Origin of the sequence: Streptomyces sp. NPDC049837 (genome assembly GCF_040674455.1) — a bacterium.
GTDB lineage: Bacteria > Actinomycetota > Actinomycetes > Streptomycetales > Streptomycetaceae > Streptomyces.
Genome location: NZ_JBFAMP010000002.1, coordinates 227241 through 247751, shown reverse-complemented (window position 1 = coordinate 247751; position 20511 = coordinate 227241). Strand labels below are relative to the sequence as shown.

General features: G+C 72.6%; 21 protein-coding genes. 6 read left to right on the top strand and 15 right to left on the bottom strand.

All coding sequences use genetic code 11. The features are described 5' to 3' along the window. Window positions 1–31 precede the first annotated feature (31 nt). On the bottom strand, window positions 32–604 hold the full coding sequence (locus AB0J57_RS05755; RefSeq protein WP_366126714.1) for a WHG domain-containing protein: 573 nt from the start codon (window positions 602–604) through the stop codon (window positions 32–34). Between the two features lie 554 nt (window positions 605–1158). Next, on the bottom strand, window positions 1159–1899 hold the full coding sequence (locus AB0J57_RS05750) for a TetR/AcrR family transcriptional regulator (RefSeq protein WP_366126713.1): 741 nt from the start codon (window positions 1897–1899) through the stop codon (window positions 1159–1161). 126 nt (window positions 1900–2025) lie between these two features. Here AB0J57_RS05750 and AB0J57_RS05745 point away from each other — a divergent pair, with 126 nt between their 5' ends. Further along, window positions 2026–2481: a nitroreductase family deazaflavin-dependent oxidoreductase gene (locus AB0J57_RS05745; protein WP_366126712.1), complete on the top strand. Its 456-nt coding sequence runs from the start codon at window positions 2026–2028 to the stop codon at window positions 2479–2481. A gap of 52 nt (window positions 2482–2533) precedes the next feature. Here the strand turns inward: AB0J57_RS05745 and AB0J57_RS05740 are convergent, their stop codons facing one another. Then, on the bottom strand, window positions 2534–3751 hold the full coding sequence (locus tag AB0J57_RS05740; protein WP_366126711.1) for a geranylgeranyl reductase family protein: 1218 nt from the start codon (window positions 3749–3751) through the stop codon (window positions 2534–2536). Window positions 3752–3940: 189 nt separating this feature from the next. Here AB0J57_RS05740 and AB0J57_RS05735 point away from each other — a divergent pair, with 189 nt between their 5' ends. Beyond that, window positions 3941–5326 (top strand): dipeptidase, encoded by a 1386-nt coding sequence (locus AB0J57_RS05735; RefSeq protein ID WP_366126710.1) that lies wholly within the window; start codon window positions 3941–3943, stop codon window positions 5324–5326. An 80-nt stretch (window positions 5327–5406) separates the two neighbouring features. Continuing rightward, window positions 5407–6129 (top strand): MBL fold metallo-hydrolase, encoded by a 723-nt coding sequence (locus tag AB0J57_RS05730; RefSeq protein ID WP_366127159.1) that lies wholly within the window; start codon window positions 5407–5409, stop codon window positions 6127–6129. Between the two features lie 25 nt (window positions 6130–6154). On the opposite strand, the gene AB0J57_RS05725 is transcribed toward AB0J57_RS05730, so the two are convergent. Continuing rightward, window positions 6155–7207: an NUDIX domain-containing protein gene (locus tag AB0J57_RS05725; RefSeq protein WP_366126709.1), complete on the bottom strand. Its 1053-nt coding sequence runs from the start codon at window positions 7205–7207 to the stop codon at window positions 6155–6157. 228 nt (window positions 7208–7435) lie between these two features. Here AB0J57_RS05725 and AB0J57_RS05720 point away from each other — a divergent pair, with 228 nt between their 5' ends. Then, complete coding sequence (locus tag AB0J57_RS05720) at window positions 7436–7615, top strand: hypothetical protein (RefSeq protein WP_366126708.1); 180 nt, start codon at window positions 7436–7438, stop codon at window positions 7613–7615. Window positions 7616–7751: 136 nt separating this feature from the next. Here the strand turns inward: AB0J57_RS05720 and AB0J57_RS05715 are convergent, their stop codons facing one another. Next, window positions 7752–8711 (bottom strand): ROK family protein, encoded by a 960-nt coding sequence (locus AB0J57_RS05715; RefSeq protein WP_366126707.1) that lies wholly within the window; start codon window positions 8709–8711, stop codon window positions 7752–7754. Window positions 8712–8912: 201 nt separating this feature from the next. Between AB0J57_RS05715 and AB0J57_RS05710 the strand changes: the two genes are divergently transcribed. Beyond that, window positions 8913–9944 carry a LacI family DNA-binding transcriptional regulator gene (locus AB0J57_RS05710; protein WP_366126706.1) on the top strand — a complete coding sequence of 344 codons (1032 nt, stop codon included), beginning with the start codon at window positions 8913–8915 and terminating at the stop codon, window positions 9942–9944. A gap of 10 nt (window positions 9945–9954) precedes the next feature. Here AB0J57_RS05710 and AB0J57_RS05705 read toward each other — a convergent pair whose 3' ends face one another. From AB0J57_RS05705 to AB0J57_RS05680, 6 genes are all read right to left on the bottom strand, one after another. After that, complete coding sequence (locus tag AB0J57_RS05705) at window positions 9955–11700, bottom strand: serine/threonine-protein kinase (protein WP_366126705.1); 1746 nt, start codon at window positions 11698–11700, stop codon at window positions 9955–9957. 76 nt (window positions 11701–11776) lie between these two features. Then, on the bottom strand, window positions 11777–13066 hold the full coding sequence (locus AB0J57_RS05700; RefSeq protein WP_366126704.1) for an aldolase/citrate lyase family protein: 1290 nt from the start codon (window positions 13064–13066) through the stop codon (window positions 11777–11779). Window positions 13067–13238: 172 nt separating this feature from the next. Beyond that, window positions 13239–14201, bottom strand: a complete 963-nt coding sequence (locus tag AB0J57_RS05695; protein ID WP_366126703.1) for an electron transfer flavoprotein subunit alpha/FixB family protein — start codon at window positions 14199–14201, stop codon at window positions 13239–13241. Between the two features lie 59 nt (window positions 14202–14260). Next, window positions 14261–15046 (bottom strand): electron transfer flavoprotein subunit beta/FixA family protein, encoded by a 786-nt coding sequence (locus AB0J57_RS05690; RefSeq protein ID WP_366126702.1) that lies wholly within the window; start codon window positions 15044–15046, stop codon window positions 14261–14263. A 202-nt stretch (window positions 15047–15248) separates the two neighbouring features. Beyond that, on the bottom strand, window positions 15249–15788 hold the full coding sequence (locus tag AB0J57_RS05685) for a flavin reductase family protein (protein ID WP_366126701.1): 540 nt from the start codon (window positions 15786–15788) through the stop codon (window positions 15249–15251). A gap of 223 nt (window positions 15789–16011) precedes the next feature. After that, window positions 16012–16332, bottom strand: a complete 321-nt coding sequence (locus tag AB0J57_RS05680; RefSeq protein ID WP_366126700.1) for a thioredoxin family protein — start codon at window positions 16330–16332, stop codon at window positions 16012–16014. Between the two features lie 223 nt (window positions 16333–16555). On the opposite strand from AB0J57_RS05680, the gene AB0J57_RS05675 reads away from it, so the two are divergent. Beyond that, entirely contained in the window at window positions 16556–17278 is a 723-nt protein-coding gene (locus AB0J57_RS05675) for a lysophospholipid acyltransferase family protein (protein ID WP_366126699.1), read from the top strand. 19 nt (window positions 17279–17297) lie between these two features. Here the strand turns inward: AB0J57_RS05675 and AB0J57_RS05670 are convergent, their stop codons facing one another. From AB0J57_RS05670 to AB0J57_RS05655, 4 genes are all read right to left on the bottom strand, one after another. Beyond that, window positions 17298–17990, bottom strand: a complete 693-nt coding sequence (locus AB0J57_RS05670) for a phenylalanine--tRNA ligase beta subunit-related protein (protein WP_366126698.1) — start codon at window positions 17988–17990, stop codon at window positions 17298–17300. A gap of 17 nt (window positions 17991–18007) precedes the next feature. Next, entirely contained in the window at window positions 18008–18586 is a 579-nt protein-coding gene (locus AB0J57_RS05665) for a transglutaminase family protein (RefSeq protein ID WP_366126697.1), read from the bottom strand. Between the two features lie 80 nt (window positions 18587–18666). Further along, the gene (locus tag AB0J57_RS05660; protein ID WP_366127158.1) at window positions 18667–19740 is read right to left on the bottom strand and encodes a low specificity L-threonine aldolase; all 1074 of its coding nucleotides are present in this window, start codon (window positions 19738–19740) and stop codon (window positions 18667–18669) included. Next, complete coding sequence (locus AB0J57_RS05655; RefSeq protein ID WP_366127157.1) at window positions 19737–20501, bottom strand: SDR family NAD(P)-dependent oxidoreductase; 765 nt, start codon at window positions 20499–20501, stop codon at window positions 19737–19739. Before AB0J57_RS05655 ends, AB0J57_RS05660 begins: the two co-directional genes overlap by 4 nt. Between the last annotated feature and the right edge of the window lie 10 nt (window positions 20502–20511).

Sequence of the window (20511 nt, the reverse complement as noted above, 5' to 3'; positions counted from 1 at the left end):
GTTGCTCGAAGTGGTGGGTGGGTGGGCGCGTTCAGGGCCGCGTGGGCCAGTTGCGCAGCGTGGCGTCGAGGGCGTCCAGGATCCGCTCCCAGCTCTCCTGCGAGCCGGGGGCGCTGTGGCTGAACCCGCCGGACAGCTCCAGGCTGACGTAACCGTGGAAGACGCTGCCGAGCAGCCGGACCGCGTGCGTCTGGTCCGGCTCGCTCAGGTCGTAGCCGCGCAGGATCGCCCGCGTCATCTCCGCGTGCCTGCCGCCCGCGCTCGCGGCGGCCGTCTCCGGGTCGAGCCTGAGCTGCGCCGCGGCGTAGCGGCCCGGGTGCTCCCGGGCGTAGTCGCGGTAGACGTTCCCCAACGCGGCCAGGGCGTCCTTGCCGGCACGTCCGGCCAGCGCGGCGGCGCCCCTGTCGGCGAGTTCCTCCAGGGCGAGCAGGGCGATCCGGGTCTTGAGGTCGCGGGAGTTCCTCACGTGCGAGTAGAGACTCGCGACCTTGACGTCGAAGCGCCTGGCGAGCGCGGAGACGGTCACGTACTCGAAGCCGACCTCATCGGCCAGTTCCGCACCGGCCCTGGCCAGGCGTTCCGGGGTCAGTCCCGCGCGCACCATGTCAGCCCTCCCGTTCGACGCACTCGATTGTGCGCTTGCCTAAAGCCTTTAGGCAAATCGTTAAAGCTTTAGGCAGATCCCTGTCCTGCTCGGTCGTCTTGGAAGTCGGCGACCACGTCGTACAGGCCCGGATGGGGAGTGACCGGTGTGCCCGCGCCCTCGCGAGCCGCGCGCGTGCGCTGCTGGAATTCGGCGTCCGCGGTGGCGGCCTCCCACGCTTCCCGGCTCTCAAGGTGAACTCCAGAAGGGGAGGGCCGGAGAAGGGTCGGGGGCTCACCACTAGCCCCTCGGTGACGCCCAGCAGCCGGGCGAGGGGCGCGGACGCACAGAGGTACATCAGCCCGAACACCGTCATCCCGGCCGCGTCCATGGCGAGGATCCGGCGCAGTCGGGCACGCGCGGCCGGCGTGCCCGTGGCGGCCGTACCGGTGGCCCGGGGGCCGATGTCATCACACGTCACCTGCACGCTCCTTCGTCAGTGCCGACGAGAAGCGATCATGACGGCGGTACCTGACAACCGCCGTCATGTATGACGCGAGCGGTGACCTACGGCGTCACCGGAGCAGCCCGAGGTCGCGCCCGAGCCGGTCAACCGAGTGGACGAAGAAGGTATCGGGGTCTTCGACGACCCCGTTGAAGTGGCCGAACACCTCGAAGGAGACGAGCCCCAAGAGCTGGCACCACGCACCGACGAACGCGGCGACCAGGGCGGGCGGGAGGTCCGGGGCGAGATCGGCCGCGAGGCGGTCCGCCTCGGTCCGCAGCCCCTCGGCGAGCGGCGGCGGCGCGACGCCGTCGGTGCGGTGGGCGTCCCGGAGGACGGAGAGGAGGACGAGCGCGCCCCGGGAGGCGGGGGCGACCGTGACCTGCGGGGCGGAGTAACCGGGCACGGGCGAGCCGTAGATCAGCGCGTACTCGTGCGGATGAGCCACGGCCCACGCACGCACGGCCCGGCAGACGGCGACCCAACGCGCACGGGGACTGCCGTCGGGACCGCGGTCGGGGCGGGCGCCCGGGCCGGCGGCTGGACCGGCCGCGCCGCCCGTGGGCTGAAGGGCGGCCTCGGCGGCGGCGCCGATCGCGTCGTAGGCATCGACGATGAGCGCGGTCAGAAGGTCGTCACGACTCGGGAAGTAGCGGTAGAGGGCGGAGGAGACCATGCCGAGTTCCCGGGCGACGGCGCGGAGGGACAGCTTCGCCGCACCTTCGGCGGCGAGTTGTCTGCGCGCCTCGTCCTTGATGGCGGTGGTGACTTCGACACGGGCCCGGGCCCTGGCTCCTCGCACGGTGGTCATGGAGAGCAGTCTGCCACCTTCCAGAGCGGTGCACTGAAAAGAGAGCAGTGCTCTTGCTCCAGAGCACCGCTCCCGTGCACACTGCTCTCAAGCGAGAGCAGTGCTCACACTTTGGAGGTCCGTTCCATGTCCGCAGAGTCCCGGCACGTCATCAAGCCCGGCTGGGTCACCATCCATGTCGTCAACCGGGCGGTCGCCTGGATGACCCGGCGCGGCATCAGCGTCTGGGGCTCGCGCGTCCTGGCCGTGCGGGGCCGCAAGAGCGGGGAGTGGCGGCGTACGCCGGTCAACGTGCTCACCGTGGACGGCGCCCAGTACCTGGTGGCGCCGCGCGGTCACGTCCAGTGGACGCACAACATGCGCGCGGCGGGCGGCGGTGAGCTGCACCTGGGCAGGCGGGTCCAGGCGTTCACCGCCGTGGAGGTCGGGGACGACGACAAGCCCGACGTGCTGCGGGCCTACCTCAAGCGCTGGAAGGCCGAGGTCGGCATCTTCTTCAAGGGCGTCGGCCCCGACTCGCCCGACGAGGACCTGCGCGCCATCGCGCACCGGCATCCGGTGTTCCGGATAACCCCGTGCTGAGCCGGCGCGCCGGCCGCCGGCCCGTCACCGCCTCCCGGCCCGGCAAGGCCCGTTACTGCCGGCGGTCCAGGGCGTCCAGGGCCCGGCGAGCCACGGCGGAGTTGCGGACGAGGCCCGCCAGGGTCGTGACGCCGCGGGTGATGTCCGTGAACGCGCGCCACGCCGGGCGGAAGCCGGTGATCGTCGCGTGGAGCAGGCCCGGCCGCTTCTCGAACAGGGCGAGCATCCGGCGCCCGACCGCCATCTCCACGCCCAGCCCCGCCTTGATGGCGAACGCGTAGTTCAGCGCCTGGCGCCGCGCGTCCACGGCGTCGTTCGCCTCGGCGATCCGTACCGCCCACTCCCCCGCCAGGCGCCCGGAGCGCAGCGCGAAGGAGATCCCCTCGCGGGTCCACGGCTCCAGCAGCCCCGCCGCGTCACCGCACACCAGCACCCGCCCGCGCGACAGCGGCGAGTCGTCGCTGCGGCACCGCGTCAGGTGCCCCGACGAGATGGCGGGCTCGAAGCCGGCGAGCCCCAGCCGGGCGATGAAGTCCTCCAGGTACCGCTTCGTGGCCGACCCCTCGCCACGCGCCGAGATCACGCCCACGGTGAGCGTGTCGCCCTTGGGGAACACCCATCCGTAACTGCCCGGCATCGGACCCCAGTCGATGAGCACCCGCCCCGCCCAGTCCTCCGCGACCGTCTCCGGAACCGGGATCTCCACCTCCAGGCCGAGGTCGACCTGGTCCAGCTTGACCCCGACGTGCGCCCCTATCCGGCTGGCACTGCCGTCCGCGCCGACGACCGCCCGCGCGAGCACGACCTCCCCGTCGGCCAGCACGACCGCGACCGTACGCCGGTCCGGCACCGCCGTGCCGTGCTGCTCAACGCGCGACACCGTGGCGCCCGTACGCAGTTCGGCGCCCGCCTTCTGCGCCTGCTCGACCAGACCCGCGTCGAACTCGGGCCGGTTCAGCAGCCCGAACAGCATCCGCTTCGAGCGGCGGGTGCGCGCGAAGCGGCCGTTCAGCGAGAACGTGACGGCGTGCACCCGGTCCCGCAACGGCAGTTCGAAGCCGGGCGGCAGGGCGTCGCGCGACGGGCCGATGATGCCCCCGCCGCACGTCTTGTAGCGCGGCAGCTCCGCCTTCTCCAGCAGCAGCACCCGACGGCCCGCGACGGCCGCCGCGTAAGCCGCGGACGCTCCCGCCGGCCCCGCGCCGACCACGACGACATCCCACACCGGCGCGGAGTACTCGTTACCGGCGTCTGCGTTCTCGCTGCTCACGATGTGCTTCTGCTCCTGATCCCGACTGGTTCCGACTGGTTCCGACTGATCCGACCCATGGCCCGTGCCTGTGATCGCATCCTACGGCGCGGGCCGTCCCCGCCCACTGTGGGAGGATCGGACGCGCGTTCGCGGTACAACGACACACGCAACGCCAGTCTTAACGTCGCACCCACCAGGAGCGTGCCCATGACCGCCCAGCCGACCCGGCCGGTCCCGCAGATCGCCGAGACCGTCGCCTCCCTGATGCCCCGCGCGAAGGCGGAGCTCACGGAGTTGGTGGCGTTCCAGTCGGTGGCGGATCCGGCGCAGTTCCCGCCGAGCGAGTGCCGGGCGGCGGCGGACTGGGTGGCGGACGCGCTGCGGGCGGAGGACTTCCAGGACGTGTCGGTGTTCGACACCCCGGACGGTTCGCAGTCGGTGTACGGCTACCTCCCCGGCCCCGAGGGCGCGCCGACGGTGCTGCTGTACGCGCACTACGACGTGCAGCCGCCGCTCGACCTGGCCGGCTGGGTCACGCCCCCGTTCGAGCTGACCGAGCGCGAGGACGGCCGCTGGTACGGGCGCGGCGCAGCCGACTGCAAGGGCGGCTTCATCATGCACCTGCTCGCGCTGCGCGCCCTCAAGGCGAACGGCGGTATCCCGGTCGCTGTCAAGGTCATAGCCGAGGGCTCGGAGGAGCAGGGCACGGGCGGCCTGGAGCGGTACGCGGAGGCGCACCCGGAGCTGCTGGCGGCGGACGCGATCGTGATCGGTGACGCGGGGAACTTCCGGGCGGGTCTGCCGACCGTCACGGCGACGCTGCGCGGGATGACGATGGTGCGCGTCACGGTGGACACCCTCCAGGGCAATCTGCACTCGGGGCTGTTCGGCGGGGCCGCGCCGGACGCGCTGGCCGCGCTCATCCGCGTACTGGACTCGCTGCGGGCGGAGGACGGCTCGACGACGGTCGACGGGCTGGACGCCGAGGGCGAGTGGCAGGGCCTTCAGTACCCCGACGAGGACTTCCGCAAGGACGCCAAGGTGCTCGACGGTGTGGGCCTGATCGGTCACGGCTCGGTCGGCGACCGGCTGTGGGCGCGCCCGGCCGTCACGGTCATGGGCATCGACTGCCCGCCTGTCGTCGGCGCCACCCCGTCCGTGCACGCCACCGCGCGCGCCCAGATCAGCCTTCGGGTACCGCCGGGCCAGGACGCCGCCGAGGCGACGAAGCTGCTGACCGCGCACCTGGAGGCACACACGCCGTGGGGCGCGCGCGTGTCGGTGGAGCAGGTGGGGCAGGGCCAGCCGTTCCGGGCGGACGTGACGAGCCCGGCGTACACCTCGATGGCCGAGGCGCTGCGGGTGGCGTACCCGGGCCAGGAGATGCAGATCGCGGGCATGGGCGGGTCGATCCCGCTGTGCAACACGCTGGCGGCGCTCTACCCGGACTCGGAGATCCTGCTGATCGGGCTGAGCGAGCCGGAGGCGCAGATCCACGCGGTGAACGAGAGCGTGTCGCCGGACGAGCTGGAGCGCATGTCGGTCGCGGAGGCGGTGTTCCTGCTGAACTACGCCGCGTCCGGGCGCGGTTGAGCCGACGGCGAATCTGCGCACAGCAGAGTCGGGGGCGCCGGGGGCGGGGCGTGCGTACGTTCGGTGGCATGACCATGAACATGGATGTCATCGAGGTACGGCCCCGACTGCTCATGCTGCGCTTCCTGATCGGCCAGGCCTATCTGTGGGCCGACGGGGACGCGGGCGACGGCGGCCTGACGCTGATCGACGCGGGCTGGGCGGGCGCGGGTCCGCGGATCGAGGCGGCGATACGGAGCCGGGGCCTGCGCCCCGAGGACCTGCGCCGGATCGTGCTGACCCACGCCCACCGGGACCACGTGGGCGCGGCGGGTGAACTGGCCGCCCGGTACGGCGCCGAGGTGGTGGCCCACGCCCTGGACGCGCCGGCCGTCCGGGGCGAGGCGCCGGTCCCCGACCCGGTCCTGCTGGACTGGGAGGTTCCGCTGTACGAGCACGGGCTGACGGTTCCGGTGGCGCCGCCGGCCCGGGTGGACCGTGAGGTCGCGGACGGGGACGAGCTGGGCTTCGGCGACGGGGCGCGGGTGGTGCACACGCCGGGCCACACGGACGGCTCGATGGCGGTGCACCTGCCGCGCCACGGCGTGCTGTTCACCGGTGACACGGTGGCGTCGGTGGGGCGGGTGGCCCTGGGCGTCTTCCACGTGGACCGCGAGCGGGCCAAGGCCTCGATGCGGCGGCTCGCCGCGCTGGCGCCGGACACGGTGTGCTTCGGGCACGGGGACCCGCTGACGGACGATGCGGCGGCCGTGCTGAGGGCGGCGGCGGACCGGGACGCCGCCGTCGGCACCGTACTGCCGTAAAAGCCCTGTCAGGAGCCCTGTTCGGTCACGCGGCGATTCCGCCGACGGGGACGCCGGCCTCCAGGTTGAGCACGGTGCCGCGTTCACGGGCGCGCAGCGCCCAGCGGAGCCGTTCGTAGCGGACGGGGGGCAGCATCCCGGACGCCTCGCCCTCGGTGACGAAGCGCCAGCCGCGCAGCTCGGCGCCCGGCAGCAGCACGCTCCGGGCCTGGGCGGCGGTGAGCCGGCCGCCGTCGAAGAGGAGCCGGAGGCCGCCGTAGCCCGGCGGGCGCGGCGGCTCCCAGTCGACGAGCAGCAGCCTGGGTACGGCGTCCAGTTCGAGCCCTATCTCCTCGGCGACCTCCCGCATACCGGCGCGGGCGGGGGGCTCGCCGCGTTCGACGACCCCGCCGGGGAACTCCCAGCCGGGCTTGTAGGTGGGATCGACGAGCAGCACGCGGTCCTGCTCGTCGAAGAGCAGGACGCCGGCGGCGAGGGTCTCGCCGGTCGGCTCCGGTGTCTGCACGATCCCGCACGAGCCGGCCGCCCCGCCGCGTATCGCGTCGGCGATGGTCCGCGCGGTCTCGGCCGGGGTGAGGCGGCTGTTGTCGACGGCGTAGGCGTCGGTGGCGAGCCAACCGCCGAGCGCCGTGCGGTAGGGCTCGATGTGGTCGTACGCCCACTGGCGGACGCGCTCGTTGCCCTCCGGGTCGTCCTCGAATTCCTCACGAGCGGCGATACGTCCGCGCAGTATCGTTTCGTCCGGTGTCAGCAGCACATGGTGTACGGCGATGCGACGGGCGGCGAGTCCCCCGAAGATCTCATCGCGGTACTCCTGGCGCAGCAGGGTCATCGGCACCACCAGTACGCCGCCGACCTCGGCGAGCATCGCGGCGGCGGCGTCCACGACCATGCGCCGCCACATCGGCAGGTCCTGATAGTCGGTCACCTCGGCGAGCCGCTTCTGCGGCAGCAGGTGGCGCAGCGCCCCGCCGATGATCTCGGGGTCGTAGATGGTGCTGTTCGGGATCAGATCGACCAGTTCGCGCGCGGCGCTGGTCTTGCCCGCACTGAACGCACCGTTGATCCAGACGATCACGGTTCCCCCTCCTCCGTAGCCCCCAGTGGCTTGCCCGCAACACCCTGCCACGGAAACCCGCCCGGGCACGCGGGTGTCTGACGCGCACACAACTGTGGCCGGGCTGTTGCGCTTCCGTCGCGCCCGACGGGGCACGAGAAACGTCTCACTGTACGAAGAGATGCCTGCTGGGCCGTGACACTCCGGCGTGGAGTGTCGTTGGAGCAGGTGATGGACAGGGGGTACGCGATGACACGCACGGTGCTGGAGAGGTTCCCGGCAGGCGGCCCGCACGGTTCCTGGCCGGCCGAGGAATTCGCCCAGGCCCGCCGGGCCGAGGGCCTCGCCGCGGAGGTGGTCATGGACCTCACCACGGACACGTTCCTGGTAATCGTCCCCCAGCCCCGCCCGTCAACCACGACACCCTGACCCGCCCAGGGTGCGCCCGTGCGGGCGCACCCGTCGCGCCGTGGGTGCGCTGAGTGCCGGGGCGTGCGCTGCCGTGCGTCGTCCCGTCAGCCCCCACGTACAAGGAACCTTCACCCCCGCCAGGGGCCCCGTGGCGTCAGGCGGTGGAAGTGACCCGGGCCGGGCCCCGGGCGGCCGGGGTGGCCGCGGCGGCGGCGCCGAGGAGGCCGGCGTCCGTGCCGGTGAGGGCGGGGGCGACGGTGAGGCGCCGGACGAAGGAGAGCGTGGCGTAGTCGCGCAGGGACCGCCGCAGCGGGGCGAACAGGACGTCGTCGGCGCCCGCGACCCCGCCGCCGATCACCGCGATGTCGATCTCGACCAGCGTCGCCGTGGCGGCTATCCCGGCCGCCAGCGCCTGGGCGGCGCGCTCGAAGGACGCGGTGGCGACCGGGTCCCCGGCGCGGGCCGACGCCGCCACCGCGGCGGCCGTGGTGTCGCCGTCGGGCCCGGGGCGCCAGCCGTGCTCCAGGGCGCGACGGGCGATGTTCGGGCCGCTGGCGATGCGTTCGACGCAGCCGCGCGCCCCGCACGGGCACGGGTCGCCGTCCAGGTCGACGCTGATGTGCCCGATGTGGCCGGCGTTGCCGGTGGGGCCGGTGTGCAGGCGGCCGCCGAGCACCAGGCCGCCGCCGACACCGGTGGACACGACCATGCACAGCGCGTTGTCGTGGCCCCGCGCCGCGCCCAGCCAGTGTTCGGCCGCCGTCATCGCCACGCCGTCGCCGACCAGTTCCACCGGCAGGCCGCCGGTGGCGCGGCGTACGCGCTCGACGAGGGGGTAGCCGCGCCAGCCGGGCACGTTGACGGGGCTGACCGTGCCCGCGGAGGCGTCCACGGGGCCCGCGCTGCCGATGCCGACGGCACCGACGGCCGGCCACAGCGGTGACGCCGCGAGCTCGGCGAGTACCGCCTCGACGGCGCCCATCACCGTCTCGCCGTCCTCCCGCGCCGGAGTCGGCCGCTGCACCCGCAGCAGAATGCCGCCCCCGCCGTCCACCAGCGCACCGGCGATCTTGGTGCCGCCGATGTCCAGCGCGGCGACGAGGTCGGAATGCATCGGCGTCGGATCCCCCGGGAGAGCGTCAAGGCCCACGAGCGGCTGGCGGACCTCTGGTTTCACGGCCACGTTCAAGAGCGGTTCAAGAACGCTTCACCCCAGTCTCCCCCGTCATGACAACGTTGTCCAGGGCCTATGCTCGACGCCACAGCCTCGCATACACTCCCGCCCGCCGGACGACGAACGACAGGACAGCGCACCGTGGCCGAGACCGCCCGCCGCCCCGCCCACCGCTACGGCACCCGGCCGACCATGAAGGACGTGGCCGCCCGCGCCGGCGTCGGGCTGAAGACCGTCTCCCGCGTGGTCAACGGCGAGGCGGGCGTCACGGCCGACACCGAACGCCGCGTACAGGAGGCCATCGAGGCGCTCGGCTTCCGCCGCAACGACAGCGCTCGGGTGCTGCGCAAGGGTCGTACCGCCTCCATCGGCCTGGTCCTGGAGGACCTCGCCGACCCGTTCTACGGCCCGCTCAGCCGCGCCGTCGAGGAGGTCGCGCGGGCGCACGGCGCCCTGCTGATCAACGGCTCCAGCGCCGAGGACCCGGACCGTGAGCAGGAACTGGCCCTCGCCCTGTGCGCGCGCCGCGTCGACGGGCTGATCGTGATCCCGGCCGGCACCGACCACCGCTATCTGGAGCCGGAGATCAGGGCGGGCATCGCGACGGTGTTCGTGGACCGCCCGGCCGGGCGGATCGACGCGGACGTCGTGCTGTCCGACAGCTTCGGCGGCGCCCGCGCGGGCGTCGCGCACCTGATCGCGCACGGGCACCGGCGGATCGGTTTCATCGGCGACCAGCCGCGCATCCACACCGCCGTGGAGCGGCTGCGGGGCTACCGCGCGGCGATGGAGGACGCGGGCCTGGCGGTGGACGACGCCTGGGTGTCGCTGGGTTCGACGGAACCGGAGCGGGTACGGCAGGCGACGGCCGCGATGCTCACCGGCCCGGAGCCGGTGACGGCGATCTTCGCGGGCAACAACCGGGTGACCGTGACCGTCGTACGCGAACTGGCCGGGCGTGAGCGGCCGGTGGCGTTCGTCGGCTTCGACGACATCGAGCTCGCCGACCTGCTGGGCATCACCGTCATCGCGCAGGACGCCGCCGCGCTGGGGCGCACGGCGGCGGAGCGGCTGTTCCGGCGGCTGGACGGCTTCGACGACGCCCCGGCCCGGACCGTTCTGGAGACGGTGCTGATCCCGCGCGGCTCGGGCGAGATCCCGCCGTCCTCCTGATGAAGTGGGGTCAGCAGACGGGGAGTCCGGGCACCGGCTGGTCGTTGTCGCCGCCCTGGATGTAGACGTCGCTGACGTACACACCGGTGTTGCCGCTGTCGTCGTCCGTCCTGGCCCACCAGACGTTGGTCCACTCGCCGTGGGTCTCGCGGCGGCCGAGGTTCGCCTGGCAGTAGAAGTAGTTGGTGCCCGCGTTGAGGATGCCCGCCTCGCTTCCGTCGGCACGGTAGGACTTCGCGGTGCGCCACACCTGGCAGTTGTACTTGCCGCCGCCGATGGAGTGGCAGACCGGCGCCGGTGCCGGGTCCCCGCCGCCGGTGGTCGTCGTGGAGCCGCCGCCCGGGCCCGAGCCGCCGCCCGTGGAGCCCGTAGCGGACCCGGAGCCCGAGCCCGCCGTCCCCGGCTCGCCGCCGCCCGTGGACCCACCGTCCGTGCCACCGCCGGTGGCCGTCCCGGGGGCGGAGGCGCTGGGCTTGTCCGCCACCGGGGAGGACTTCGCGGCCGCCGGCTCGGAGGGGGACGGCTTGCGGTCGGCCGGCGTACCGCCGGACGCGGACGGGGAGGCCCCGGGGTCGAGCGGACGGCCCGCTTCCGGGCTCCCGCCGGCATCGGCCTGCCCACCCGCCAGTTCCTGGCTCGTCGCCGTCTTCTCGCCGTCCATGAAGGCGTACGTCACGCCTCCCCCGGCCAGCAGAACGGCCACCGTCGCCGCCGCCACGAACGCCTTGGCGCGGCCCTTGCGCCCCGCGGGCTCCACCGGAGCCACTGGCGCCACAGGAGCCGCCGGAGCGGCGGGAGCGGCCGGGGGCACGGGCTCCTGGGGTATGGCGGGCGCCGGGCCGAAGCCCTGTGGCTGGTGCGGCAGCACGGCGCGCTCGGTCGGTACGTACGCCGGGGCCCCGCCGGCCGGCCTGGGGTCACGCCCCTCGGCGACCGCCGCCAGCAGCCTCGCCGCGCCCGCCGCGTCCGGTCGCCGCGCCGGGTCCTTGTCCATGAGCTGCCGCAGTACGGGACCGAGGGCGCCCGCCCGCCGCGGTTCGGGCAGCGGCTCGGAGACGATCGCGGTGAGCGTCGACCACGTCGACGTACGCCGGAAGGGCGAGGCGCCCTCGACCGCCGCGTACAGGGTGGCGCCGAGCGCCCAGACGTCGGAGGCCGGGCCCGGGTCCTGGCCCTGCGCCCGCTCCGGGGCCAGGAAGTCGAGCGAGCCGACGATCTCGCCGCTGCGGGTGAGGTGGGTGGCGGAGCCGTCGCCGGGGTCGTCCATGGCGGCGATGCCGAAGTCGGTGAGGACGACGCGTCCCCCTCGGTCCAGGAGGACGTTGCCGGGCTTGACGTCCCGGTGGAGCACTCCGACCGCGTGCGCGGCGTCGAGCGCCTCCAGCACCTTGGCGCCGATCGCGGCGGCCTCCCGCGGGTCCATGACGCCGCGCTCGCCCAGGACGTCGTCGAGGGAGGGGCCGTCGATGAGCTCCATGACGATGACCGGGCGGCCCTGGTGGTCGGAGACGTCGTGGACCGAGATGACCCCCGGGTGGCGCACGCGCGCGGCGGCCCGTGCCTCGCGCTGCATCCGCAGCCGCAGGTCGGCCAGTTCGTGCCCGGAGGAGTCCGTGTACGTACGGAGTTCCTTCAGGGCCACCTCGCGGCCCAGCACCTCGTCGACGGCGCGCCAGACGACGCCCATGCCGCCGCGCCCGAGCTGCCGTATGACCCGGTAGCGCCCGGCGATCAGTTCGTTCTCCCCCGAAGACACCGCTGCCCCGTTCCCTGTGTCGCGTTCCCGTCCGAACGCGTAACAGAGTACGGGGCAGCAGTGACAGCCTCGGCGCCTACTGGGCCGTGGCAGTCAGGTCCCCGCGCCGCGGAGCGGCGAAGCCGTCCAGGTCGGCGCGGGTGAGTCCGGTGAGGCGGGCGACCTCGTCGGTGTCGAGGGCGCCGCAGTCGATGCCGCGCAGCAGGTAGGAGCTGAGTGCCTTGGCGGTGGCGGGCTCGTCCATGACGTCGCCGCCGGCGTGGTTGGCGTACGCGGAGAGGCGGGCGGCGGCCTGCTGGAAGCCCTCGCGGTAGAAGGCGAAGACGGCGGCGTACCGGGTCGGCAGGTGGCCCGGGTGCATGTCCCAGCCCTGGTAGTAGGCGCGGGCCAGGGCGCGGCGGGTGAGGCCGTAGTGCAGCCGCCAGGCGTCGTGGACCTTCTCGGTGGGGCCGACCGGGAGGACGTTGGTGGAGCCGTCGGAGACGCGTACGCCGGTGCCGGCGGCGGCGACCTGCATGATCGCCTTGGCGTGGTCGGCGGCCGGGTGGTCGCTCGCCTGGTAGGCGGCGGAGACGCCGAGGCAGGCGCTGTAGTCGAAGGTGCCGTAGTGCAGTCCGGTGGCGCGGCCCTCGGCGGCGTCGATCATGCGGGCGACGGTGGCGGTGCCGTCGGCGGCGAGGATGGCCTGGCTGGTCTCGATCTGGATCTCGAAGCCGAGGCGGCCGGCGTCCAGGCCGTGGGTCTTCTCGAAGGCCTCCAGCAGCCGCACGAAGGCGCCGACCTGCTCGGCGTAGGTGACCTTGGGGAGGGTGAGGACGAGGCCCTCGGGCAGGCCGCCGTGCTCCATGAGGCCGGTGAGGAAGACGTCGGTGGTGCGGATGCCGCGGTCGCGTACGGCGGCCTCCATGCACTTCATGCGGATGCCCATGTAGGGGGCGGCGGTGCCCTTCGCGTAGGCCTCGGAAATCAGGCGCGCGGCGCGGGCGGCGTCGGTGTCCTCGTCCTTGCCCCCGTAGCCGTCCTCGAAGTCGACGCGGAGGTCCTCGATGGGCTCGCGCTCCAGCTTGGCCCGCACGCGCGCGTGGACGTCGTCGGCGAGCTCGTCCGAGAGGCCGAGGACGGCGGCGAGGGAGGCGGCGTCGGGGGCGTGCTCGTCGAGCATGGCGAGGGCCTGGTCGCCCCAGGAGCGGATGGTTCCGGCCTCGAAGACCTCGCCGGGTACGTACACGGTGTGGACCGGCTGGCGGGTGCCGGGGTCGCCCGGGTAGCGGCGCGCCAGCTCCTCGTCGACCGAGACGAGGGAGGCGCTGATGTCCTCGCTGACCGCGCCGGCGAGGCTCGTTGCCGCCTTGTCCTGCTGACCCATTCCCACACCCTCCAGATTTCCACTACACGGAATCAACAATCCGTATGGTGAAGTTAATGGGTGGCCCTGACATGCGTCAATGGTCACCCCAACGGCGCGGGGCCGCGCGGTGGAGTCCACCGCGCGGCCCCGGAGCCGTCTTCAGATGCCGCAGGTCAGCCTTGCGGGACGGTCAGCCCTTGCGGGACTTGATCTCCTCGGTGAGCTGCGGGACGACCTGGAACAGGTCGCCGACCACGCCGTAGTCGACCAGGTCGAAGATCGGGGCCTCGGCGTCCTTGTTGATGGCCACGATGGTCTTCGAGGTCTGCATACCGGCGCGGTGCTGGATCGCACCGGAGATGCCGGAGGCGATGTAGAGCTGCGGGGAGACCGACTTGCCGGTCTGGCCGACCTGGCTGGAGTGCGGGTACCAGCCGGCGTCGACGGCGGCGCGCGAGGCGCCGACGGCGGCACCGAGGGAGTCGGCGAGCGCCTCGATGATCGCGAAGTTCTCGGCGCCGTTGACGCCGCGGCCGCCGGAGACCACGATCGCGGCCTCGGTCAGCTCGGGGCGGCCGGTCGACTCACGCGGGGTGCGGGAGACGACCTTGGTGCCGGTGGCCTTCTCGGAGAACGAGACGGACAGCGCCTCGACGGCGCCCGCGGCCGGGGCGGCCTCCACGGGGGCCGAGTTCGGCTTGACCGTGATGACCGGGGTGCCCTTGGACACGCGGGACTTGGTGGTGAACGAGGCGGCGAACGCGGACTGCGTGGCCACCGGACCCTCGTCGCCGGCCTCCAGGTCGACGGCGTCGGTGATGATGCCGGAGCCGATGCGGACCGCCAGGCGGGCCGCGATCTCCTTGCCCTCGGCGGAGGACGGGACGAGCACGGCGGCCGGGGAGACGGCCTCGTACGCGGCCTGGAGGGCGTCCACCTTCGGTACGACGAGGTACTCGGCGAACTCGGGGGCGTCGGCGGTGAGGACCTTGACCGCGCCGTGCTCGGCGAGCGTGGCGGCGGTGGCCTCGGCGCCGGAGCCGAGGGCGACGGCGACCGGCTCACCGATGCGGCGGGCCAGGGTCAGCAGCTCCAGGGTGGGCTTGCGGACGGCGCCGTCCACGTGGTCGACGTAGACGAGAACTTCAGCCATGGGACTTCAATCTCCTGCGATGCGAAGAGTCTGGGGGCGGTGAGTGGCTCGCGCGAGCCTTAGATGAACTTCTGGCTCGCGAGGAACTCGGCCAACTGCTTGCCGCCCTCGCCCTCGTCCTTGACGATCGTGCCGGCCGTGCGGGCCGGACGCTCCGCCGCCGAGTCGACCTTGGTCCAGGAGCCCTCGAGGCCGACCTCGTCGGCCTCGATCTCCAGGTCCTCCAGGTCCAGGGACTCCACCGGCTTCTTCTTGGCGGCCATGATGCCCTTGAAGGACGGGTAGCGGGCCTCGCCCGACTGGTCCGTCACGGACACGACGGCCGGCAGGGACGCCTCGAGCTGCTCCGACGCGGTGTCGCCGTCACGGCGGCCCTTGACGGTGCCGTCCTCGACCGCGACCTCGGAGAGCAGGGTGACCTGGGGGACGCCCAGGCGCTCGGCGAGGATCGCCGGCAGGACGCCCATGGTGCCGTCGGTGGACGCCATGCCGCAGATGACCAGGTCGTAACCGGTCTTCTCGATCGCCTTGGCGAGCACCAGCGAGGTGGCCATGACGTCGGAGCCGTGGAGGTCGTCGTCCTCGACGTGGACGGCCTTGTCGGCGCCCATGGACAGCGCCTTGCGCAGCGCGTCCTTGGCGTCCTCGGGGCCGACGGTCAGCACGGTGATCTCCGCGTCGTCCGCCTCTTCGGCGATCTGGAGCGCCTGCTCCACCGCGTACTCATCCAGCTCCGACAGCAGGCCGTCGACGTCGTCGCGGTCGACGGTCAGGTCATCGGCGAAGTGCCGGTCGCCGGTGGCGTCGGGCACGTACTTCACACAGACAACGATCCTCAAGCTCACGCCGGCTCTCCTACACATCGTCATAACTGGGCTGCCTTGTTGCACGCAGCATAGGCGCCTGATGGGACGGTTTCCGCTCGGGGCGCCGGGCGCCCCTACCGAAATATTACTCGTCAGTACACCGATTGCTTTCCCGGTAAGCAAGCGCTTTGAACTGTGACCTTGCCAACGCTCCGTAACCGGGATCTCTCAGTCCCGGAAATCAGTCCCGGAGAGCGTTGAAGCGCCCCTCGTGGTACAGCAGCGGACGGCCCGCGCCGTCCGGGTCACCGGCGACGACCTCGGCCACCACGAGGCGGTGGTCACCGGCCGGGACACGGGCGACGACCCGGCACACCAGCCAGGCCAGCACGCCGTCGAGCACCGGCACGCCCTCCGGACCCCGGTGCCAGCGGGTCGGCGCGCCGAACCGGTCGGCGCCGCTGCGCGCGAAGGTGGCCGCGAGGTCGCGCTGGTGCTCGCCCAGGACGTGGACGCCGACGTGTTCCGCCTCCGCGAGGACGGGCCAGCTCGACGACGAGGTCCCTACGCCGAACGAGATCATCGGCGGGTCGACGGAGACCGAGGTGAGGGAGGTGGCGGTGAAACCGACGGGCCGCTCGCCCTGGGCCGTGATCACCGCGACGCCCGCCGCGTGCCGCCGGAAGACGGAGCGGAGGAGGCCGGGCGTGGCGGGCCGGGCGGACCCGGGCGTTCCGGGCCTGGGGATACGGGGGGCGGCGAGGTCGGGCGAGACCGTCATGGAGGGGTCCTTCTGCGGAGGGCGCGGTGAGGTGATCCGTGGCTGCTCAGACACCCGGACAGCGCGCGCTCGCGTTGCGGGCCAGATCGACGTCGGCCCGCCCGTGGAGAAGGAGTTCCTGGGGCACGGCGTCAGCCTGACGACGGATGGCATGGGCAGTCAAGGGAGTCCCGGGATGTGGGAGATGGATCACTGCAGGTCACCTGGCGTGGCTCGCGAGGCCTCACACGGCGTGGCCGAGCGCGGCGATCACATCGGCCTTGCGGGGCTGTCCGGCCGCCTTGCGGACGATCCGGCCGCGCCCGTCGAGCACCAGCACGGTGGGGGTCTTCACGATGTCCAGCTCCCGTACGAGGCCGAGGTGGCGCTCGGCGTCGATCTCGATGTGCGCCACGCCGTCGACCATGCCCGCCACCTCGGCCAGGGTGCGCCGGGTCGCGCGGCACGGCTGGCAGAAGGCGCTGGAGAACTGTACGAGCGTCGCCCGCTCCCCCAGCTCCGCACCCAGTTCGCCCGCTCCGAGCACTCTCGCGTGCACCGGCACCCGCCTTCCTGTCCGTCCTGTGGTGGCTTCCCCGTGCAGCGCACAGGGGGTCCGTACGATTCCCGGGAGGACGCGACGTGACGAGAATCTCGCTGTACGAAGTCGTCAGGACTGGCCTGTACGGCGCACATGGGGCACGATCGGCCCAATGCCGGATACCTACGGCTGCGTAACTTCCGCCGGGAGAATCCTCCCCAGGCGCTGAAGAAGGGGTCTTCTCCAGATGGCAGAACTCGTCTATCGGCCGGTCATCGGCGCCGCTCTCACGATGTTCAAGGCGCTCGACCTGAAGATCGACACTCAGGGTTCGGAGAACATCCCGCGTAGCGGCGGAGCTGTGCTGGTCAGTAACCACATCAGCTATCTGGACTTCATCTTCTCCGGACTGGCGGCGCTGCCGCAGAAGCGCCTGGTGCGGTTCATGGCCAAGGACTCGGTGTTCCGGCACAAGATCTCCGGTCCGCTGATGCGCGGCATGAAGCACATTCCGGTCGATCGCGCGCAGGGGGAGGCGGCCTACCGCCACGCCCTGGAGTCGCTGCGCTCCGGCGAGATCATCGGGGTGTTCCCCGAGGCGACGATCTCCCAGTCGTTCACGCTCAAGAGCTTCAAGTCGGGCGCGGCCCGCCTGGCCCAGGAGGCCGGCGTACCGCTGGTCCCGATGGCGCTGTGGGGCACCCAGCGGCTGTGGACCAAGGGGCGGCCGCGCAACTTCAAGCGCAGCCACATCCCGGTGACGATCCGGGTGGGCGAGCCCGTGGAGGCCCCGACCGACCAGTACGCGGGCGCGATCACCCGCCGGCTGCGCGAGCGGGTGCAGGAGCTGCTCGAAGCGGCACAGCGCTCCTATCCCGTACGCCCCAAGGACGCGACCGACACCTGGTGGGTGCCCGCGCACCTCGGCGGCACGGCGCCGACCCCGGCCGAGGTCCGCGAGGCGGGCTGAGCGCCCGGGCGAGCCGCCGTCACTCGGGGGCTTTGACCGTGATCCGGGCACCGGGGCTGAGCTTCTCCAGGGACTCGGCGAGCTCGGTGCCCGCGGCCTCCAGTTCGGCGCGCGTCATGGGCGCCAGGCTCTCCAGCAGGAAGAGCGCGTTCACGGACCGCTCGGTGAGGCGGGTCCGTACGCCCTGGCGCCAGTTCCAGCGGCGGCAGGTGACGCCCTCGTCGTCGCACCAGACCACCTCGCCCGCCTCCGGGTGCTCGACGGCCTCCTCGCCACCGGCGACGGTGACGAACGGCTCGGCACCCGTGGCGCGGACGAGCCGCATCCCGCCCCGGATGCGGTCGGCGTCCTCGCCGCCGACCGGGATCAGGTGGGCCACGCTGACGGCGTTGTAGGCGTCGACGAGCAGGTTGATGCGGGGCAGGCCGCCGTCGGCGAGGGCGCGCCTGGCGAGCGCCTCGGCGGAGTTGCGCGTACGGGACGGCTTGGCACCGAAGGCGGTGTACGCCTCGCGCCAGGCGGCGATGTGCGGGTCCTCGTGCGGGGCGCGGCCGCCGAGGCGCTCGGCGAGGCGGCGGGCGGCGTCGTCCAGGAGGGCCGAACCGGCCTCGTCGCTGGGGCCGTTGACGAGCCCGTGGGCCTCGATGGCGAGGTGGGTGAAGCCGGGTACGAGGGTGCGCACCTCGTCGGCGACGGTGAGCGTCGGGTTCATGGTCCGCCGTTCAGGGTTCACAGGTTCGTGGGGAGCGTCATGTCCAGGTGGGGCCGGTCCCGGGCGGCCCGCAGGGCGCTCAGAACGGCAGGATGCGGTTTAGCATACAACACCGGATAGTCCACTTCATTGGACTCCGCTCGCACGGGGAACGCCACCTGCTCGCGGTCCATCCGGAACTGCGCGTCCACGCCCGGCTTGTTGCCGCGCGGATCCTGCCGCACCCAGCCCCCGCCCCCCGGCAGTTGCACCGCGACCAGACCGTGCACCACCTCGAACTTCTGGTAGCACAGCGCGGCGGGGATGGACCGGGCCCGCAACAGGGCGACGAGCGCATGGGACTTGGCGTAACAGATCCCGGTGCGCTGCTCCAGCACGTCGGAGGCCCGCCACGTGACGCGCGGATCGTCGGCGTCCATCGAGTGCGGGATGGTGTCGCGGACGAGCTCGAAGGCGGCCTTCGCGTATGAGTATGCGTCCGGATGCGAGGCGGCGAGGCGGTCCGCGGCCTCACGCACACGCGGGTGCTCATGGTCGATGACGTCGTCGGCCGCCAAGTAGGCGGAGAGTTCGGGGACCTGCTGGATCAGTTCCATGCCCGCCGACCATAGAGAGGCGACCGACCGGAGTCAATCAATTTCCGGTCGGCCGCATATTCATGCACACACGCGCGGGGCTAGTGCGTCATCTCTTCCTTGAGCGCCAGCACGAACGCGTCGACGTCGTCCTCCGTGGTGTCGAAGGAGCACATCCAGCGCACGTCGCCGGCCGCCTCGTCCCAGAAGTAGAAGCGGAACCGCTCCTGGAGCCGCCGGGTCACCTCGTGCGGCAGCCGCGCGAACACCGCGTTGGCCTGTACGGGATAGAGGATCTCCACCCCGTCCACCGCTCGTACGCCCTCCGCGAGGCGCTGCGCCATCGCGTTGGCGTGCCGGGCGTTGCGCAGCCACAGGTCCTTGGCGAGCAGCGCCTCGAACTGCACCGAGACGAACCGCATCTTGGAGGCGAGCTGCATGGACATCTTGCGCAGGTGCTTCATGTACTTCGCCGCGTCCGGATTGAGCACGACCACGCACTCGCCGAAGAGCATGCCGTTCTTCGTCCCGCCGAACGACAGCACGTCCACGCCGACCGCGTTGGTGAACGCCCGCATCGGGACGTTCAGCGAGGCGGCCGCGTTGGCTATCCGGGCGCCGTCGAGGTGCACCTTCATGCCCAGGCCGTGCGCGTGCTCGACGATGGCGCGGATCTCGTCGACGGTGTAGACGGTACCCAGTTCGGTGTTCTGGGTGATCGAGACCACCTGCGGCATGGCGCGGTGCTCGTCCTCCCAGCCGAACGCCTGCCGGTCGATGAGCTCGGGCGTGAGCTTGCCGTCCGGAGTGGGGACGGTCAGCAGCTTCAGCCCGGCCATGCGCTCGGGCGCCCCGCCCTCGTCCACGTTGATGTGCGCGGACTCGGCGCAGATGACCGCGCCCCAGCGGTCGGTGAGCGCCTGGAGGGCGGTGACGTTGGCGCCGGTGCCGTTGAACACCGGGAACGCCTCGGCCGTCGGGCCGAAGTGGCTGTGCATGACCCGCTGGAGGTGCTCGGTGTACACGTCCTCGCCGTAGGCGACCTGGTGGCCGCCGTTGGCGAGGGCGAGGGCGGCCATGACCTCGGGGTGCGCGCCGGCGTAGTTGTCGCTGGCGAAACCCCGTACGGTCGGGTCGTGGTGCCGCCGGGCATCCGTCTTGGTGCTGGGGGTCACGGCTTGGGGGTCAGCCACAGGCGCTGTCCATTCACTTCCCGGGCGGGCTTGTCCCAGACGGCGGCGATCTCGTCGGCCAGATCCTTGACGTCCGTGAAGCCCGCGAACTTCGCGTTCGGGCGCTCGGCGCGCATGGCGTCGTGCACCAGAGCCTTCACGATCAGGATCGTAGCCGCGGCCTTCGGGCCCTCCTCGCCGCCCGCCTTGCGGAAGGCGTCGCCGAGCGCGAGCGTCCACGCCTCGGCGGCGGCCTTGGACGCGGCGTACGCGGCGTTACCGGCGGTGGGCTTGCTGGCGCCGGCGGCGCTGACCAGCACGTAGCGGCCGCGGTCGCTGCGCAGCAGCCCGTCGTGGAAGGCGAGGGAGGTGTGCTGGACCGTGCGGATCAGGAGCTTCTCCAGCAGGGTCCAGTCGGCGAGGTCCGTCTCGGCGAAGGTGGCGCTGCCGCGCCAGCCGCCGACGAGGTGGACCAGGCCGTCGACCCGGCCGAACTCCTTCTCGGTCTTGTCGGCCCACTCCCGGGCCGCGCCCAGGTCGAGCAGGTCGACGGTGTCGCCCGTGACGGTCGCCCCGCCGTGCGCGTACCGGGCGGCGTCGACCGCCTCGGCGAGCCGCTCAGGGTCCGCGTCGGAGGCGACCACGGTCGCACCGGCCTCCGCGAGCCGCAGCAGGGCGGCACGGCCGGCCGCGCCGCCCGCTCCGGCCACCGCGACGACAGCGCCCTCGAGCGGGCCACCGTTTCCGTTGCCCTTGCCGTTCATGGTCGTCGTC

Coding starts and splice junctions, on each gene's coding strand:
- AB0J57_RS05730 (WP_366127159.1), top strand. CDS start 5,407: ATGGATGTCATCGAGGTACGGCCCCGACTGCTCATGCTGCGCTTCCTG.
- AB0J57_RS05745 (WP_366126712.1), top strand. CDS start 2,026: ATGTCCGCAGAGTCCCGGCACGTCATCAAGCCCGGCTGGGTCACCATC.
- AB0J57_RS05715 (WP_366126707.1), bottom strand. CDS start 8,711: ATGCATTCCGACCTCGTCGCCGCGCTGGACATCGGCGGCACCAAGATC.
- AB0J57_RS05720 (WP_366126708.1), top strand. CDS start 7,436: ATGACACGCACGGTGCTGGAGAGGTTCCCGGCAGGCGGCCCGCACGGT.
- AB0J57_RS05695 (WP_366126703.1), bottom strand. CDS start 14,201: ATGGCTGAAGTTCTCGTCTACGTCGACCACGTGGACGGCGCCGTCCGC.
- AB0J57_RS05670 (WP_366126698.1), bottom strand. CDS start 17,990: ATGAACCCGACGCTCACCGTCGCCGACGAGGTGCGCACCCTCGTACCC.
- AB0J57_RS05755 (WP_366126714.1), bottom strand. CDS start 604: ATGGTGCGCGCGGGACTGACCCCGGAACGCCTGGCCAGGGCCGGTGCG.
- AB0J57_RS05735 (WP_366126710.1), top strand. CDS start 3,941: ATGACCGCCCAGCCGACCCGGCCGGTCCCGCAGATCGCCGAGACCGTC.
- AB0J57_RS05655 (WP_366127157.1), bottom strand. CDS start 20,501: ATGAACGGCAAGGGCAACGGAAACGGTGGCCCGCTCGAGGGCGCTGTC.
- AB0J57_RS05700 (WP_366126704.1), bottom strand. CDS start 13,066: ATGGGTCAGCAGGACAAGGCGGCAACGAGCCTCGCCGGCGCGGTCAGC.
- AB0J57_RS05750 (WP_366126713.1), bottom strand. CDS start 1,899: ATGACCACCGTGCGAGGAGCCAGGGCCCGGGCCCGTGTCGAAGTCACC.
- AB0J57_RS05675 (WP_366126699.1), top strand. CDS start 16,556: ATGGCAGAACTCGTCTATCGGCCGGTCATCGGCGCCGCTCTCACGATG.
- AB0J57_RS05665 (WP_366126697.1), bottom strand. CDS start 18,586: ATGGAACTGATCCAGCAGGTCCCCGAACTCTCCGCCTACTTGGCGGCC.
- AB0J57_RS05685 (WP_366126701.1), bottom strand. CDS start 15,788: ATGACGGTCTCGCCCGACCTCGCCGCCCCCCGTATCCCCAGGCCCGGA.